This is a genomic window from Acetobacterium sp., from assembly GCF_041752335.1.
Taxonomy (GTDB): Bacteria; Bacillota; Clostridia; order Eubacteriales; family Eubacteriaceae; genus Acetobacterium.
Map to the genome: position 1 here is coordinate 1 of NZ_JBGSHG010000089.1, position 15,422 is coordinate 15,422.

The following is a 15,422-nucleotide window of genomic DNA, read 5'->3' on the forward strand; positions in this document are numbered from 1 at the left end:
ACCGGAAGTTTGCCGCCGGCTTCCTTCAGATTCCCCGTCGCCGGGGACACCCTTGCCTTAAGCTATGCACTTGGCACTACCTACCCGTGCTCGGGACTTTCACCCGTTAGATTGCGCCCATGCCGGGCGCACCATAAAAAAAGCGTATCTCCCCATCTGGTGAGATACGCTTTTTTCTGTATCTTTTACTAAAGTTCCATACCGTTTAAGATATCACGCAGTTGGACCAGCTCGTCGGCGGTCAATGTGATTCCCTTGCGCATTTTTTCGTGATCAGCATTCCAATCCCGAATATCATATTTGGGATCCCGTTCATTCCAGCTCACCAGATTCAGTTCTTTCTGCCATCCGCTGGGTAATTCGCTGAGAACACCGATTTCTTCTACAACCTTAAATGTTATTGCTGCCATCTTAACCTCACTTTATATTAAATCATCGAGTTTACCGTTAAACTCAATTTCTTTAAGTTCCGAAAAACCGCCAACAAATGTCTCCCCAATAAAGACAAAAGGCACTGTATAATGACCTGTCTGATTCTGCAATTGGCGACGGGTCTGCGCATCATTGTAAATATCAATTTCCGTATACTTCAATCCCCTGTCATCAAGAAGCTTTTTTGCGGCTCGACAGTATGGACAGTGGGACCAACTATATAATTTAATTTCTTTCATTTTTCAGGTCACCTTCCTTTTTTAAAATTTCTTCATCTCTTAAATTTAATCGTATTATTTCATTTTAACCCTTATTTCCCACGTGTCAACAAATAATTCTTAAATAATTGTAGAATTATTCAGTCAATTATCGTATTATTAATCTAATAACAATAAAAGGAGATTACCCATGCAAAATGTAACCATTGTGGATCATCCACTTGTCATGCACAAACTGACCCACCTTCGGAAGATGGAAACCCCTTCCCGGGAGTTCCGGGAATTGGTGAAGGAACTGTCCAGCCTGATGGCCTGGGAGGTTACCAAACATTTTCCACTCAAAGAAATTGAGATCGAAACCCCCATCTGTAAAACCACCCAAAAAGTTCTGGCCGAAAAAGATGTGGTCATTGTCCCTATCCTGCGGGCAGGTTTGGGAATGGTGGAAGGCTTCACCAATATTATCCCCAAAGCCAAAATCGGTCATATCGGATTATACCGGGATCCGGAAACCCTTCAGGCTGTGGAATACTACAAAAAACTGCCTTCTGACATCGCCGAAAGAGAAGCAATTATTGTGGATCCAATGCTGGCCACTGGTGTTTCGGTGATTCATACCATTCGCCTTTTAAAGGAAGCCAATTGCCCCAATATCAAGGTGGTTCATATTCTGGCCTGTCCAGAAGGCATTAAAGCGGTCACCACCGCTTATCCCGAGATCCCTATTTTTTGTGCCGCCATTGATGATCACTTAAACGATCACGCTTACATTGTGCCTGGCTTAGGGGATGCTGGCGACCGACTTTTTGGTACAAAATAAATTCTAAAATTAATTTTCAGGCAAACAGAACTAGTATCAGCTCCTTTCTGATGTGCCCGAAATCCAAACCCCGGAGGTTGCCATGCAACAGTCACGATACAATTTATTTACCGCCATCGCTCTGATTGTTGGCGTCGTTATTGGTTCAGGTATTTTTTTCAAAAGCGATAATATCCTTGTCGCCACCGGCGGAAGTGTCGTATTAGGTATTCTAGTCTTTGTTATTGCAGCCATCAGCATTGTCTTTGGCTGTTTGACCATCGCCGAGCTGGCTGCCAGAACGGACCGTCCCGGCGGAGTTCTTTCATATGCCAAGGAATTTATCAGCCCCAGTATGGGTTCAGCTTATGGATGGTTTCAGACCTTTATCTATTTACCTACCATTACTGCTATTTTGGCCTGGGTTTCCGGCATCTACTTCTGTATCCTCTTTAATGTTGAACAAACTCTGGAAATTCAGATAGTGGCGGGGATCGGTTGTTTTTTGGTGCTTTATGCCACCAATATTTTTTCAGCCAAAATCGGTGGTCATTTTCAAAGTGCCGCCATGGTCATAAAACTGATTCCTCTGATGATCATCGGTTTTGCCGGCCTGCTGTTTGGCGGCACCGGGGAGCATTTCACCAGCACGGCAATTTCAGCAATCGGCTCAACTGGCTGGATCGCCGCCATTGCACCGATTGCTTTTTCTTTTGATGGATGGATTATTTCCACCTCGGTGGCATACGAGATCAAAAACAGCAAACGGAATCTGCCGCTGGCTCTGGTTATCAGTCCACTGATTATTCTGGTTCTTTACATTATTTATTTTGTCGGGATTTCCAATCTGGTCGGTCCCACTGAAATTATGAACGCCGGAGATGCCCATCTTGATTTTGCGGCCAATATGATTTTCGGTCCCAGCGGCGCAAAAATATTGATGTTATTTGTCTTTATCTCAGTTTTGGGAACCCTTAATGGCCTGGTCATGGCCATGATTCGGATGCCCTATGCTTTAGCACTGGATCAGATGATCCCCAAATCTAAGGCAATGACTAAGATCTCATTACGGTTTGATTCCCCGGTGAATTCAGCCCTTTTTGCTCTTTTGATAGTCGGTTTCTGGCTGACCATTCATTATTTTTCCCAGAAATATACCCTGTTTCCCAATTCCGATATTTCGGAAATCGCCATTGTTACCAGTTATCTTCTGTATCTTGGCCTATATTACAAGGTTTTTGCTTTGTGGAAAAAGAAAGAAATTAAAAGCGTTTTCAGAGGTCTGATCTGTCCTATTCTGGCAAGCATCGGTTCCCTGATTATTTTCTCCGGCGGTATCCAAAATCCCCTATTCGGAGTCTATTTTGCTATTTGCGCCATTGTTTTTGGCGCGGGATACGCCTACTACCAATTTAACGTCTTAAAAAAACAAAAATAAAAAAAATATTTTTTTAATATCTGTGTTAAATAAAATAACTTGGGTATATAATTAATATAGCTTTTCTCCTCAAAGCATATACTTAGAAGCGGAACACCCTCACCGGGGTGTTCCGCTTCTCTTTTTTGCCTGGATTATTAATGTAAATCAAACATAAATGATGTTAACTTCCTTATTGAAATAACGTAGCATATCAATGAGTTTCTGGGTCACCCGCCATTTGGTAGTGAGTTCTTCCGGAAAATCCGGGTTCTGATGGGCCGGATTAATGGAATTCCCCATGATCAGATCAATAGTGGTGGCTTCATTAATCAGCATATTAGCCAGCATGGAAGCACCATTTTTTAATTGGAAAACTTCCCGACCGCAACGGTTATTGATATAATCATCACATAAACGAATGGTTTCCTGCATCGTCAGAACTCCTTCGGTCACCAGATCAATACCTTTGATGGTGGCAATAGGTGGTACTCGGTCCGACATGGTCGAGAAATCAACCTTAACTTCTTCACCGAATTCTCGGGCGACAATGTTTGCCGCCGTCCCGCCGCAGACAATTTTCTTGCCCCGGGCCCGTTCCAGCAGCCGTTTAATCTCAGCATCCTTTTCCTGATCCAGCGGCGGACCGGAAAACATGGTAACATATTTTCGTTCTTCCACCTTGATCACGGCCACGGTGGTATCATCCCCGGGTTCTTCCCCATATAAATTATAACAGGTATCCACCAGTGCTTTTGAAATATCCTTGGCCTTTTTTTTCTCATAGGATCGGGCCAAGATGTAATCCGAGGCTTCTTCCCATTGCCATCCAAAGTTCAAAAAATTTCCGATCCCCGCGTGAATCACACCATCACTGAAAAAAGCCATAATGTCACCTTTTTCAATTTCCATGGTGGTCTCATACACAGATTTCCCCTGAAATTCGATTTCCTTTCGCTCCAGCTCGATAATCTCACCATCCCGGATAAACACCAGCGGTGGGTTATCAAATTCCAGAATATAAGCCTTTCGGTTCCTAAAAACCTGAACAATGGTAAAGGTGGAATAGGCCATATGACGGACACTGCATTTTGGCAGGGTCGCTTCGAGAGTCTCCAGCACATCCATGATCCCCATTTTTTCTTCCAGCATGGTGGCCGCAATGGTGGAGGTCAGGGTTGCCAGGATATTAGCTTTGACCCCGCTGCCCATGCCATCAGCCAGCACCACAATGACGCTTTCATCATTAATTCGCACTTCCACATTATCGCCGCAAAGTTCTTCATGAACCTTGTTGACACTATCGCTGGCAATATCCATAAATAAAGGCATTAAAGTTCAACCTCCCGACTGGTCACGACTTTCTGGAGCTTGGTCAGCGTCACCTTGGTTTCAGCTGTGGTTTCACCCAACAATCCGGCGATTTCATGAGCAACCCGCATTTGCTTATCAATAACCCGTTGGGCCATTTTTAGGGTTTCTTCTTGGATATTCAGCATGTCCTGCTCCTGTTTTTCCTGCCTGGTGATATCGATAAAAATCCCCATATATAATTCCTGTTCTGGAATATAGGTTAAGATTTCCATAAAGGTCCGGTTTTCTTTTTCATAATGACCTTTTCCGGTATAGGTATTCCCCCGGTCATGATCCAGTTTTCGGAAGGGGTTATAATCGAGGGCATCGACAAAACTATAACGCATCACGTCTTCCTTTTTCATATTAAAGAGGCGTTCGGCAGCGGCATTAAACTCAATGATCCGGAATTTTTTGTCCAGCACGGCAATAGCATTGGGAGTAGTGGTAATAATCAGATTAGAAATGGCTTCGGTTTTACTGGTGATCAGCGGTAGGCACATATCCATTTCCGCCATATTCCAGTAAACTGCTCTGGCTTTATCGCGACACGTTTCGTAGCCGCAGGTCCCGCAATTGAGCTCATCCCGCTCAGTAAATTTGGACATCTGGTTTAAGATCTTTTCCAGTTCTTTCTCAGGCACTTCGCCCAGATGATGCACCGGCCGTTTACGGAAGGAACGTTTAGTATCGATTAGAGGCATATCGGCCGATGGATCCTTCTTGCTGTTAAGATCGATATAAGTCTGAAGCATTTCCACCTTTTCATATTTAGACAAGGGACTGTGAAGATTTCCAGGGCCGTTGACACAGCCCTCTTCACAGGCATTCATTTCAATCCAGTATTTCTTGTCCAGCTGGTGAATTTCATCCAAAAACGCCATGCAATCCTTGACCCCGTCGATGCGGAGAATTTTACGGCTGCCGTCCAGATTTTCAACGCTGTTTTTGGCTAGACCTCCGGTAATGGGATACAGCCGTCCGGTATTGGTGCCAATGGCATTAAATTCTTCCATTGGCATTTTACTGGGAACGATCTGCTCCTCTTTGATCCAGGCATCGATTTCGTCAAAGGTCAAGACTCCATCGATGATACCACGCACATCTTTATCATGAACTTCCATTTTTTTAGCCAGGCAGGAACCCGCATAGACAATTTTGGCATCCGGATATTTTCCCCGGAGAATCTTACCATGGGCAATCATCGGCGACACCTGGCGGCTCAGGGCCCATAAGTACTGTGGATAATAAATTTCGATCAGATTTTTAATGGCCGCGCAGGATGACGAAATAACAAACTTTTTGTCGCTGCGGTACTCTTCGGCGTAGGCTTTGGCCACCACCTCGGCGCCGATGGAGGTTTCCTCAATAATGGTAAATCCCAGTTCCCGAAGAATCCCCAGGTATTGTCGGGGATGTTCCAGATAATAAGCGGTCGGGAATACTGCTGATAAACTCAAGACCACATTTTCTGTTTTCAGCCATTCCTTAATGGTTTTGACATCACTGTGAATTTCTTTGGCGTTGTGAGGACAGGTTGCAATACAGACCCCGCAGCCAATACACATGGACTGAATAATCTGGGCGTGTTTGTCCTTCAGTTTAATAGCTTTTACCGGACAATTCCGAATACACTTATAACAATTACGACATTTATCTTTTGAAAAATTGATAATACTCAATTATTTTCCCCCCAAAATTTTCTCGAAGATTTCTTCAACATTTTCCACTGAAACGGCATAGATGATGTCGTCACATTCCACGGCCACACCCTCCGTGCATTTCCCCATACAAAAGGACCCCACCAGTTCAACCTCATCCCCTAATTCCCGCTGATCAATGAGCTGATTTAAGGCTTTAACCACCTTATACGATCCATTTACATGACACGAACTGCCAACACATATTCTTATTGTCTTCATCACATTTTCCTTTTTAAAAATATTCTAAATAAATCTGATTGGTTCATGGTATCATCAGATTTTTTGTCTGTCAACGGTTGGGCAAAAATGTCATGGTAAAAGGCATAAAATAAAAGTGTAATAAAATAAGGATAAAAAAACGTTCATAATTTATCCAAAATCTCCGGTTTTCCCAGCTGTTACGGATATTTTTTCTCCGCCAATTTTCATTCAAACTGAATTTTATTCAAATATCTGGAGATTCATGAGCTAATCAGGCTTCAACCTTGACGAAGCCGATAATCTTTGCTAAAATCAAAATAATTGAATAACGTTTTCTTGATGAGAACAATACAATCCGAATTGATGAACCTACGGTTTTCTATGGTTTTTCAATCGATAGAGTATAGTTAGAAATGACTGTGCTTTCCAATGTGTAAAGGATGGTGGAATTCATAGAATTTTCTGACTGTTTTTTGAGCAGTCATTTTGTTTTTTTGAATCGCCTCACTACAATGTTATTAAAGAGTTTTCTCTTTAATCTATTATTTTAGGAGGAAGAAAATGAAAAAAAAATTGTCAGTATTGGTCATTGTGTTATTTATCTGCACCCTTGCCCTCAGTGCCATGGGTTGTACCCCGGCAAAGAAAGATTTAGAGCCCGGTTCCAATGGGGAGATCATTCTTGCCACGACCACCAGCACCCAGGATAGCGGTTTGCTGGAAGTGATTTTGCCAGATTTCGAAGCTCAAACCGGGATCGCCGTTAAAGTTGTCGCCGTGGGAACCGGCAAAGCCATGGAAATGGGAAAAGCTGGAGAAGCCGATGTGCTTCTGGTCCATGCCCGATCTCAGGAAGATCAGTTCATAACCGATGGTTATGGGGTAGAACGTTTTGATGTTATGTACAACGATTTTGTGGTGCTGGGCCCCAAAGAAGATCCGGCCAAGGTAAAAACAAGCGCAGCTGCTGATGCTGCTAAAGCATTTACTGCCATTGCCGCAGTTCCGTCAACCTTTGTCTCCCGTGATGATAAATCCGGCACCCACACCAAGGAACTGGCGATCTGGAAAGACGCCAACATTGCCCCCGCCGGGGACTGGTATTTAAAAACTGGAACCGGGATGGGCGAAACCCTGACGGTTACCAACGAAAAGCTTGGCTACACCCTGGCTGACCGGGCTACCTACGCCAACATGAAAGATACCATGTCCAACCTCGAAATTGTCTGTGAAGGCGATGCCATGCTGAGTAATCCTTACGGGGTTATTGCCGTGTCGCCAACCATCAATGATCAAATCAATGCTGAAGGCGCCCAGGCTTTTGTGGATTGGATTATTTCACCTGATACCCAGGAACTGATCGGTTCATACGAAATTAACGGGGATCCGCTATTTACCCCCAATGCCGTACAAAAATAAAACTCAACCGGGATCCTGGAAGAAACGTCTTCTTCCAGGATCTCATTATGGAGAAATCAATGGATTACATACTCAATGGTTTTGTTGAGGCCTTTAACCTCATTTTTTCCTTTGACCCCGAAATCATACAAATTGTTTTATTATCGCTTTTTGTCTCTTTTTCGTCCACCCTTTATGGCACCCTGATTGGGGTTCCCCTTGGCCTGCTGCTGGGAGTCAACAATTTTAAGGGCAAAAAAGTAGTTTCCCGTTTTCTATACACCTTTATGTCATTTCCCCCGGTTATCATCGGTTTGTTCACCGCCCTCTTTTTAGCCCGTTCCGGACCTTTCGGTCAGTTTCAGCTGATGTATACCCCCGCCGCCATGATCATTGCTCAAACCATTCTGGTAACACCGGTTATTATGGGCATTGTCTTTAATCATGCCAGTTCCAGCGGTTATGAGGTGGTGCAAACCGGGAGAACCTTAGGAGCCCAGGGGTGGAATATTCTCATCTTATTGGTTCTGGAATTAAAAGGTGTCATTATGATCGCTCTGGTCACCGGTTTTGGTCGGGCCATTTCGGAAGTCGGTGCCGTCATGATTGTCGGCGGCAATATCCGGGGATTCACCCGGGTAATGACCACCTTTATCGCCATGAATAATAACATGGGTCAATACAGCGTCTCCATTGCCATGGGACTGATCCTGATGACCATTTCATTCATTACCAATTCAATTTTATACCATTTTATCATAGGGGATCATAATGAATATCGAGACTAAAAATATCGTTAAAACCTACAACGAAAAAACCGTACTCAATCTGAACGGTGACTACCGCGATCTTTTTTTTGAATCCGGTAAAATCCATGGCATTATCGGTCCCAACGGTTCCGGAAAAACGACTCTGATGAAAATAATGGCCGGCCTCATCCTGCCTACCGGCGGCGATGTACTTTATAGTGGCCAGCCCCTAGGTCAGGACATCCGATCCAAAATGACTTATTCCAACCACACTCCCACCCTCTTTTCCCGATCCGTTTATGAAAATATTGCCTATCCGTTAAAAATCCGCAAACGTGAAAAAGACGAGATCCATCAGCTGGTATCGCAACTGCTGGAAGAGTTCGAAATCGACGATATCAAGAATCAGAGTGCCCGACATCTTTCCGGTGGTGAATCTCAGAAAACAGCCCTGGCCCGGGCCCTGTCATTTTCCCCCAAGGTTCTTTTTTTAGATGAGCCCACGGCAAATATCGATCCTAAAAGCATCCAGATTATAGAAGCGGCTCTAAAAAAGCGAAATCGTGAACAAGGCCTGTCCATTATCATCATTACCCATAATCTCAGCCAGGCCTTCCGGATCTGCAACCACCTGACTTTTCTGGATCAGGGATCCTGCCTGTTTTCAGATACACCAGAAAAAATCATGGTATCCACCGATCCGACCATCGATGAATTTATCTCATTCAATCGATTTTAAGGTTTTATTGTCATAACTAAACTCATACAAACTTAATTTTCTTTTTCATAACCATCTTTTTCATGGTTGCCAGGAAATTTTGATTGCACAAACAGGGGTCTTATAGTTATAATTATTACTTAGTCCAGACTTTATAAGGGGTCATTATATTGGGAGGAAAACCATGAGATATGTACCAACATTTTGCCTGCGTGAAGGAATGATGTTAGGAAATAATCTTTGGGGTGAACGGGGCGAGTTGATTCTTGCCAAAGATACTGTTCTCACTGAGGATTACATCGAACGAATAAAAAAATTGAATTATAATGGCATATATGTTGAAGATGATCTGACCAAAGATATCCAAATCATAAATATTATCAACGACCGGGTCCGGGCTGAAACCGTCAAATGTGTTAAGGATGTCTTTATTACCACCGAAAATAAAGGATCGTTAAAAAAGAATACCTTCAATGACATGCAAAAACAAATCGAGAACATTGTTGATGAAATACTTAAAAACAGCAGCATGGTTATCAACATGGTGGATTTAAAGGTTTTTGATGACTATACCTATTTCCATTCGGTCAATGTGGCGGTTCTTTCCATTGTGCTGGGGACGGCTCTGGGTTTAAGTCGGGAACAACTATGTGATCTGGGCATTGGCGCCATTCTCCATGATATCGGAAAGGTTTTTGTTAAAAAGGATATTCTCTGCAAAGCAGGAGTTCTCTCTGATGATGAATCCTGTGAAATGCAAAACCATTCCACCCTGGGCTATGATTACATCAAAAAAGTGTCGCATATCAGTATGTCTGCCCGAATCGGGATTTTAGACCACCACGAGAAATACAGCGGCGGCGGTTACCCCAACAATTTGAAAGAAGAAAAGATTTCCCTGTTTGGGCGAATCATCGCAATTGCCGATGTTTACGATGCTATGACTTCTGACCGCCCCTACCGCAAAGCCATCATCCCCTCAGAAGTCATCGAATATATTATGGGTTCATCTCATATCCTTTTTGATCCCGATCTGGTGAACATCTTCATCCGCAAGATCGCCCCCTACCCGATTGGTACCTGTGTGGAACTGAGCAACCGGTTAACCGGAATTATCATTGAAAACTACGAAAGCTTCTCGATGCGCCCCCGGGTTCGGATTTTTAAAAAAGACGGGGAAGATGTTACGCCGTTTGAGCTCAATCTCAGTGACCGGGCTTTCCTGAATATTACCGTTACCAGTATCTTATAAATGCGCAATGTACCAGGCCGATGTTAACTGCCTGAAAATAGTAAAAATTCTGCTCGAGTGTTGTTCCCGAAAATGGAGCAGCACTCTGCTTTTATTCAATTTAAAAATCCTGGTTCGCAAACCTAATTTCATTGCCATCTGATCGATTACATGTTAGAATTAACTTAATTGTAATAGCGCATATCAAGAAGCAACGAACCGCTTAATCAACCCTGGGGAAAGCCTGGGGATTTTTTTGCTTAAATTTATCATATCGATACAGACGGAGGATTTATGAATTGAAAAAAAACACGGAAAAGATTATTCAAGTTAAAAACCTGGTTAAATGCTATGGGGACAAAACCATTATCGATGAAATTAATTTTCACATTCGCGCCAATGAATTCCTGACCATTCTCGGCCCCAGCGGCTGCGGAAAAACTACCCTGTTACGGATGATCGGCGGTTTTGAAACCCCGGATGGCGGCGATATTCTGTTTGAAGGCAAGACACTGCTCAATATTCCGGCCAACAAACGGCCCATTAATACCGTTTTTCAAAAGTATGCCCTGTTTCCCCATTTAAATGTTTATGATAACGTTGCCTTTGGGTTGAAAATTCAAAAAAAATCCAAGGACGAAATAGAAAGCCTGGTTCAGGAAATGCTGCGGATGGTTAATCTCCAGGGTCAGGAACAGCGGGATGTCAATTCCTTAAGCGGCGGCGAACAGCAGCGGGTCGCGATTGCCCGAGCCCTGGTCAATCATCCCCAGGTGCTGCTACTGGACGAACCCCTGGGTGCTCTGGATCTCAAGCTTCGTAAAAATATGCAGCTGGAACTGAAAAATCTCCAGAAAAAAACCGGCATCACCTTTATTTACGTCACCCACGACCAGGAAGAAGCGATGACCATGTCCGATACCATCATCATTATGAACCGTGGCCGGATCCAGCAGATCGGATCGCCGGTGGATATATACAACGAACCCCGCAACGCCTTTGCCGCAGATTTTATTGGTGAAAGCAATATTCTTACTTCGATTATGCTCAAAGACTGTCTGGTCAAGCTTCAGGATGTCGAGTTTCCCTGCGTTGACAAAGGGTTTGAAGAAAACGAAGCGGTACTCACCGTGATCCGGCCCGAGGACATCGAAATTCTTCCCTCCGGTGCCGGATTACTGGATGGCTTCATTGAATCAGTGACCTTTCTGGGTATGCACTATGAAATCGTCATGAACTGCAAGGGCATCAACTGGCTGATTCATACCACCCGGGAGTTTTTCGCCGGCGACCAGATCAGCATCCAGGTTGACCCCAACAATATTCATATTATGAAAAAGGAAATAGACCATGAAATCATTTAAAGAATATATTGCCTATCCCTATGGTCTATGGATGCTTATTTTTATTGCCGTTCCGCTGCTGGTAGTGGTCTGGTTCAGCTTTTTATCCAACCCGGATTTTAAAGCCGGGGTCTACACCTTTACCTTAAACAACTATCAAGAGTTTATGGACCCGGTGTACCTGGAGCTTCTGTACCGCTCGTTTTTATATGCCGTCATCGCCACCCTGATTTGTTTTATCATTGCCTATCCGCTGGGAAATCTGATCGTATCCCTGCCCGGGCATCGCCAGAATCTGATGATCGTGCTGCTGATCATCCCGATGTGGGTCAATTTCCTGCTGCGAACCTACGCCTGGATGGTGCTGCTCAGCGGCAGCGGTCTGATCTCGCAATTTCTGGGCCTGTTGGGCTTCCGGGATGTTTCCCTGCTATATACCCAATCCGCTGTTATTCTGGGGATGGTTTATAACTTTTTTCCCTATATGCTGTTACCCATTTACACCTCTCTGAAAAAAATCGATCCAGATTTGTTACGGGCCGCCACCGATCTGGGCGCCAACCATTTCCAGATGTTCGTAAAAATCAAGCTGCCCCTCAGTCTTCCCGGTATCGTCTCCGGCTGTATGATGGTCTTTATGCCAGCGGTGAGTACCTTTGTTATTTCCAACCTGTTAGGCGGCGGAAAATATATGCTCATCGGAAATCTGATTGAGCAGCAGTTTTTAACCCTCAACAACTGGAACTTCGGCTCGGCTATTTCGATGGTCCTGATGACGATTATCTTTCTGGTTCTCGGCATCGCCCGTCTGATCACCGGGAAAGAACTTGATACCGGAGGTCAGCTGCTATGAAAAAGATTTTTAAAACCCTGGCCTTTGGGCTGATCCTACTGTTTTTATACGCACCGATTTTGGTCCTGATTGTTTATTCGTTTAATGATTCAAAAATTATGGGACCCTGGGCCGGCTTTACCCTTAAATGGTATGTGATGCTTTTTCAGGATCGCTATATCCTGCAGGCCTTGTACTATACCCTGATTATCGCCGCGGTGGCCACCACTGTTTCCACCATTGTGGGGACCATCTCGGCGCTGGGTATTTACCGGATGCGATCCAAACTGAAACGACCCTATCTGTTATTAAATAACATCCCGGTTCTGGTTCCGGATATCGTCATGGGGATCACCCTGATGTCACTGTTTATTTTTGCCGGCCTGAAAATGGGTCTAACCACCATTATTATCGCCCACATCACCTTTTGTATCCCCTATGTGATTTTGGCGGTACTGCCCCGATTTAACCGGCTGCCGGAAAATATTTTTGAGGCCGCCCTGGATCTGGGTGCTACGCCCCGGCAGGCTTTCTGGAAGGTGCTGTTCCCGGAAATACTGCCCGGTGTCACCTCTGGCGCCCTGATTGCCTTTACCCTGTCCATTGATGATTTCGTAATCAGCTTCTTTACCGCCGGCAACGGCGTCAGCAACCTGTCCATCACCATCTACTCGATGGCCAAGGCTGGCATCAACCCCAAAATCAACGCCTTGTCAACCATCATGTTCGGGTGTATCATGGTCTTATTGATCCTGATCAACATCCGCAGTGAAAAAGGGATTAAACATATCCAATAACAAAGGAGAATGCAATGAAAAAAATCGTATTAATTTTGTCGTTACTGTGTCTGCCATTTCTGGCCGGTGGCTGCGGGTCTGATGATCGGGCCGAGCTCACCGTTTATAACTGGGGCGACTATATGGATCCTGAGGTCATCGCCCAGTTTGAAGAAGAATACAATTGTCGGGTCAATTACGAAACCTTTACCTCCAACGAAGACATGTATGTCAAGGTCAAGAATTCATCGGATACCTACGATGTGCTGGTACCTTCCGATTATATGATTGAACGGCTGATCAGCGAAGACATGCTCCGGCCGATCACCAAAGACAATATCCCCAATCTGGCTAACATCGATGCCGCGGCCCAAGATCTGGCCTTTGATCCTGGTAATCAATACTCGGTGCCCTATTTCTACGGGGTTTTGGGGATTGTTTATAACACCGCTCAGGTCATCGATCCGGTGGACAGCTGGAATATTCTCTGGAATGATAAATACGCATCTAAAATCTTAATGTATGACAGCATCCGCGACAGCATGGGGGTCTCTCTGAAGCGGCTGGGCTTCTCGATGAATGAAACCAACGAAGCCAACATCAATGCTGCCCGGGATGCCCTGATTACCCAGAAGCCACTGGTGATGGCCTATGTCACTGATAATGTCAAAAGCCTGATGGCCAGCGGCGACGCCGCCATGGCAGTGGTCTACTCCGGCGATGCGGCGATTATCATGAGTGAAACCGATAATCTCGATTTTGCGGTTCCCAAAGAAGGCTCCAATGCCTTTTATGATAATTTTGTGATTCCCAAAAATGCCCAGAATCCGGAACTGGCCGAACAATTCATTAATTTCATGTTGACCCCAGAAATTGCCGCCAAAAATATTGAATATGTGGGTTATTCCTCGCCGAATACCCCAGCTCTGGCTCTTCTTGATGCCAGTTGGTCAGCCAATGCCGGTTTTAACATCAGCAAGGAAGATCTGGCCCGTAGCGAGATCTTCAAGGATCTGCCTAATGACGTCATGGAAATCTATAACCGGGCCTGGACCGAGATAAATGTGTCGAACTGACACCACTTTTCCAGTGTAAAATTATTGAATCTGACGTTTGTTTAGTAATTTTTTTTAATATCTAAACTGCGTTCATGCCGCCATAAAAAGAAATGCGATGGAAGTCAAATTTTTAACTTCCATCGCATTTTATTTGCAGCAAAACCGAATTACATCAAGGGCGCAGTAATTCTTAAAATCGCTTGACCGACTTTTTTCATGAACGACGACTTTTTCCAGTCCGAGTACAAAACCTCGCGACTGACTTCAATAATACCTGACAAATCTTCCTTGATCTCCATCACTGTTTGAGAATTATGAATCCAGGTTCCATATTCATAATTCCAGGTTAAACTGCGATAATCCATGTTGATTGATCCCACAATAGCAACTGTATCATCGGTAACCAGCACCTTGCCATGAAGGAAACCCGGTGTGTACTCATAAATCCGCACCCCTTCTGCTAAAAGTGTGCCATAAAATGAACGGGTTGTTGCATAGACGATTTTTTGATCTGGTATTCCCGGGGTGATAATTCGGACATCAACCCCGCTTCTTGCTGCCAGTAGGATACAATTTGTCAGATCCGTATCTAAGATGAGATAGGGTGTTGTGATATAAATGTATCGTTTGGCATTGGCAAAAATATTCATGTAAGTATTTTCAATCGGTTCCCTGACGTTCATGGGACCATCACAAAATGGCATCACAAATTCATTGGACTGGGGTCGTTCTTTAGTTCCCCGATAATCCATCAACTCCGTTTGTTCTTTTGTGACGTATTCCCACATATTGAGAAACATGGCGGTCATACTGTAAACAGCGTCACCTTCAATTCGCAATGCCATATCCTTCCAATGACCATGGACTTCAATTTCATTGATGTATTCATCACCAATATTGATCCCACCAGCAACCGCTACATTGCTATCCACAATCGTCATTTTGCGATGGTCCCGAAAGCTGATAAACCGGTAAAGTGATGCCGACAGCGGGTTAAAAGGAACGCATCGAATATTATGGTCAGCACAGATTTTAAAGAAATCTTTTGGCATAGTCGTCATGCTTCCCCCGGCATCAACCATCATCCTCACTTCAACCCCGGCTTCTGCTTTTGCAAACAAGGCTGCCATTAATTGATCGTACATCTTTCCTGATGTAATAATAAAGTACTCCAGAAATATGAATTTTTCAGCC

General features: G+C 44.3%; 16 protein-coding genes and 1 riboswitch. Of the genes, 10 read left to right on the plus strand and 6 right to left on the minus strand.

Annotation, left to right across the window (positions count from 1 at the left end):
* Window positions 1-188: 188 nt before the first annotated feature.
* Together ACEW8F_RS11465 and ACEW8F_RS11470 are read right to left on the minus strand one after the other, a co-directional pair.
* Window positions 189-410 (minus strand): YdbC family protein, encoded by a 222-nt coding sequence (locus ACEW8F_RS11465; protein WP_070372782.1) that lies wholly within the window; start codon window positions 408-410, stop codon window positions 189-191.
* Between the two features lie 12 nt (window positions 411-422).
* Window positions 423-671 carry a glutaredoxin domain-containing protein gene (locus ACEW8F_RS11470; RefSeq protein WP_373483605.1) on the minus strand — a complete coding sequence of 83 codons (249 nt, stop codon included), beginning with the start codon at window positions 669-671 and terminating at the stop codon, window positions 423-425.
* Window positions 672-840: 169 nt separating this feature from the next.
* Between ACEW8F_RS11470 and upp the strand changes: the two genes are divergently transcribed.
* Together upp and ACEW8F_RS11480 are read left to right on the plus strand one after the other, a co-directional pair.
* A complete protein-coding gene (gene upp / locus ACEW8F_RS11475) occupies window positions 841-1,470 on the plus strand; it encodes a uracil phosphoribosyltransferase (RefSeq protein ID WP_304889128.1) in 630 nt (209 codons plus the stop codon).
* 82 nt (window positions 1,471-1,552) lie between these two features.
* Window positions 1,553-2,887 carry an APC family permease gene (locus ACEW8F_RS11480; RefSeq protein WP_373483606.1) on the plus strand — a complete coding sequence of 445 codons (1,335 nt, stop codon included), beginning with the start codon at window positions 1,553-1,555 and terminating at the stop codon, window positions 2,885-2,887.
* Window positions 2,888-3,034: 147 nt separating this feature from the next.
* Here ACEW8F_RS11480 and ACEW8F_RS11485 read toward each other — a convergent pair whose 3' ends face one another.
* Genes ACEW8F_RS11485 through ACEW8F_RS11495 form a run of 3 tightly spaced genes read right to left on the minus strand, consistent with a single transcriptional unit; the run spans window position 3,035 to window position 6,141 of the window.
* The gene (locus ACEW8F_RS11485; protein ID WP_373483607.1) at window positions 3,035-4,198 is read right to left on the minus strand and encodes a PP2C family protein-serine/threonine phosphatase; all 1,164 of its coding nucleotides are present in this window, start codon (window positions 4,196-4,198) and stop codon (window positions 3,035-3,037) included.
* Window positions 4,198-5,901, minus strand: coding sequence for a [Fe-Fe] hydrogenase large subunit C-terminal domain-containing protein (locus tag ACEW8F_RS11490; protein ID WP_373483608.1), 1,704 nt, complete (start codon window positions 5,899-5,901; stop codon window positions 4,198-4,200). Before ACEW8F_RS11490 ends, ACEW8F_RS11485 begins: the two co-directional genes overlap by 1 nt.
* A complete protein-coding gene (locus ACEW8F_RS11495; protein ID WP_373483609.1) occupies window positions 5,902-6,141 on the minus strand; it encodes a (2Fe-2S) ferredoxin domain-containing protein in 240 nt (79 codons plus the stop codon).
* A gap of 323 nt (window positions 6,142-6,464) precedes the next feature.
* Window positions 6,465-6,581, plus strand: a riboswitch (molybdenum cofactor riboswitch).
* A gap of 103 nt (window positions 6,582-6,684) precedes the next feature.
* Between ACEW8F_RS11495 and ACEW8F_RS11500 the strand changes: the two genes are divergently transcribed.
* The 8 genes from ACEW8F_RS11500 (at window position 6,685) to ACEW8F_RS11535 (ending at window position 14,246) form a co-directional block, all read left to right on the plus strand.
* Complete coding sequence (locus tag ACEW8F_RS11500) at window positions 6,685-7,542, plus strand: substrate-binding domain-containing protein (protein WP_373483610.1); 858 nt, start codon at window positions 6,685-6,687, stop codon at window positions 7,540-7,542.
* Between the two features lie 59 nt (window positions 7,543-7,601).
* Window positions 7,602-8,309, plus strand: coding sequence for an ABC transporter permease (locus tag ACEW8F_RS11505; protein WP_373483611.1), 708 nt, complete (start codon window positions 7,602-7,604; stop codon window positions 8,307-8,309).
* The gene (locus ACEW8F_RS11510) at window positions 8,293-9,009 is read left to right on the plus strand and encodes an ABC transporter ATP-binding protein (protein WP_373483612.1); all 717 of its coding nucleotides are present in this window, start codon (window positions 8,293-8,295) and stop codon (window positions 9,007-9,009) included. The genes ACEW8F_RS11505 and ACEW8F_RS11510 overlap by 17 nt, the downstream gene beginning before the upstream one ends.
* A 163-nt stretch (window positions 9,010-9,172) precedes the next feature.
* Complete coding sequence (locus ACEW8F_RS11515) at window positions 9,173-10,240, plus strand: HD-GYP domain-containing protein (protein WP_373483613.1); 1,068 nt, start codon at window positions 9,173-9,175, stop codon at window positions 10,238-10,240.
* Between the two features lie 278 nt (window positions 10,241-10,518).
* Entirely contained in the window at window positions 10,519-11,583 is a 1,065-nt protein-coding gene (locus ACEW8F_RS11520) for an ABC transporter ATP-binding protein (protein WP_373483614.1), read from the plus strand.
* A complete protein-coding gene (locus ACEW8F_RS11525; RefSeq protein ID WP_373483615.1) occupies window positions 11,570-12,415 on the plus strand; it encodes an ABC transporter permease in 846 nt (281 codons plus the stop codon). Before ACEW8F_RS11520 ends, ACEW8F_RS11525 begins: the two co-directional genes overlap by 14 nt.
* Window positions 12,412-13,191, plus strand: coding sequence for an ABC transporter permease (locus ACEW8F_RS11530; RefSeq protein WP_373483616.1), 780 nt, complete (start codon window positions 12,412-12,414; stop codon window positions 13,189-13,191). The genes ACEW8F_RS11525 and ACEW8F_RS11530 overlap by 4 nt, the downstream gene beginning before the upstream one ends.
* Before the next feature lie 14 nt (window positions 13,192-13,205).
* Entirely contained in the window at window positions 13,206-14,246 is a 1,041-nt protein-coding gene (locus ACEW8F_RS11535) for a PotD/PotF family extracellular solute-binding protein (protein WP_373483617.1), read from the plus strand.
* Between the two features lie 149 nt (window positions 14,247-14,395).
* On the opposite strand, the gene ACEW8F_RS11540 is transcribed toward ACEW8F_RS11535, so the two are convergent.
* On the minus strand, window positions 14,396-15,422 hold a 1,027-nt coding region (locus tag ACEW8F_RS11540; protein ID WP_373483618.1), incomplete at its 5' end, for a phosphatidylserine/phosphatidylglycerophosphate/cardiolipin synthase family protein.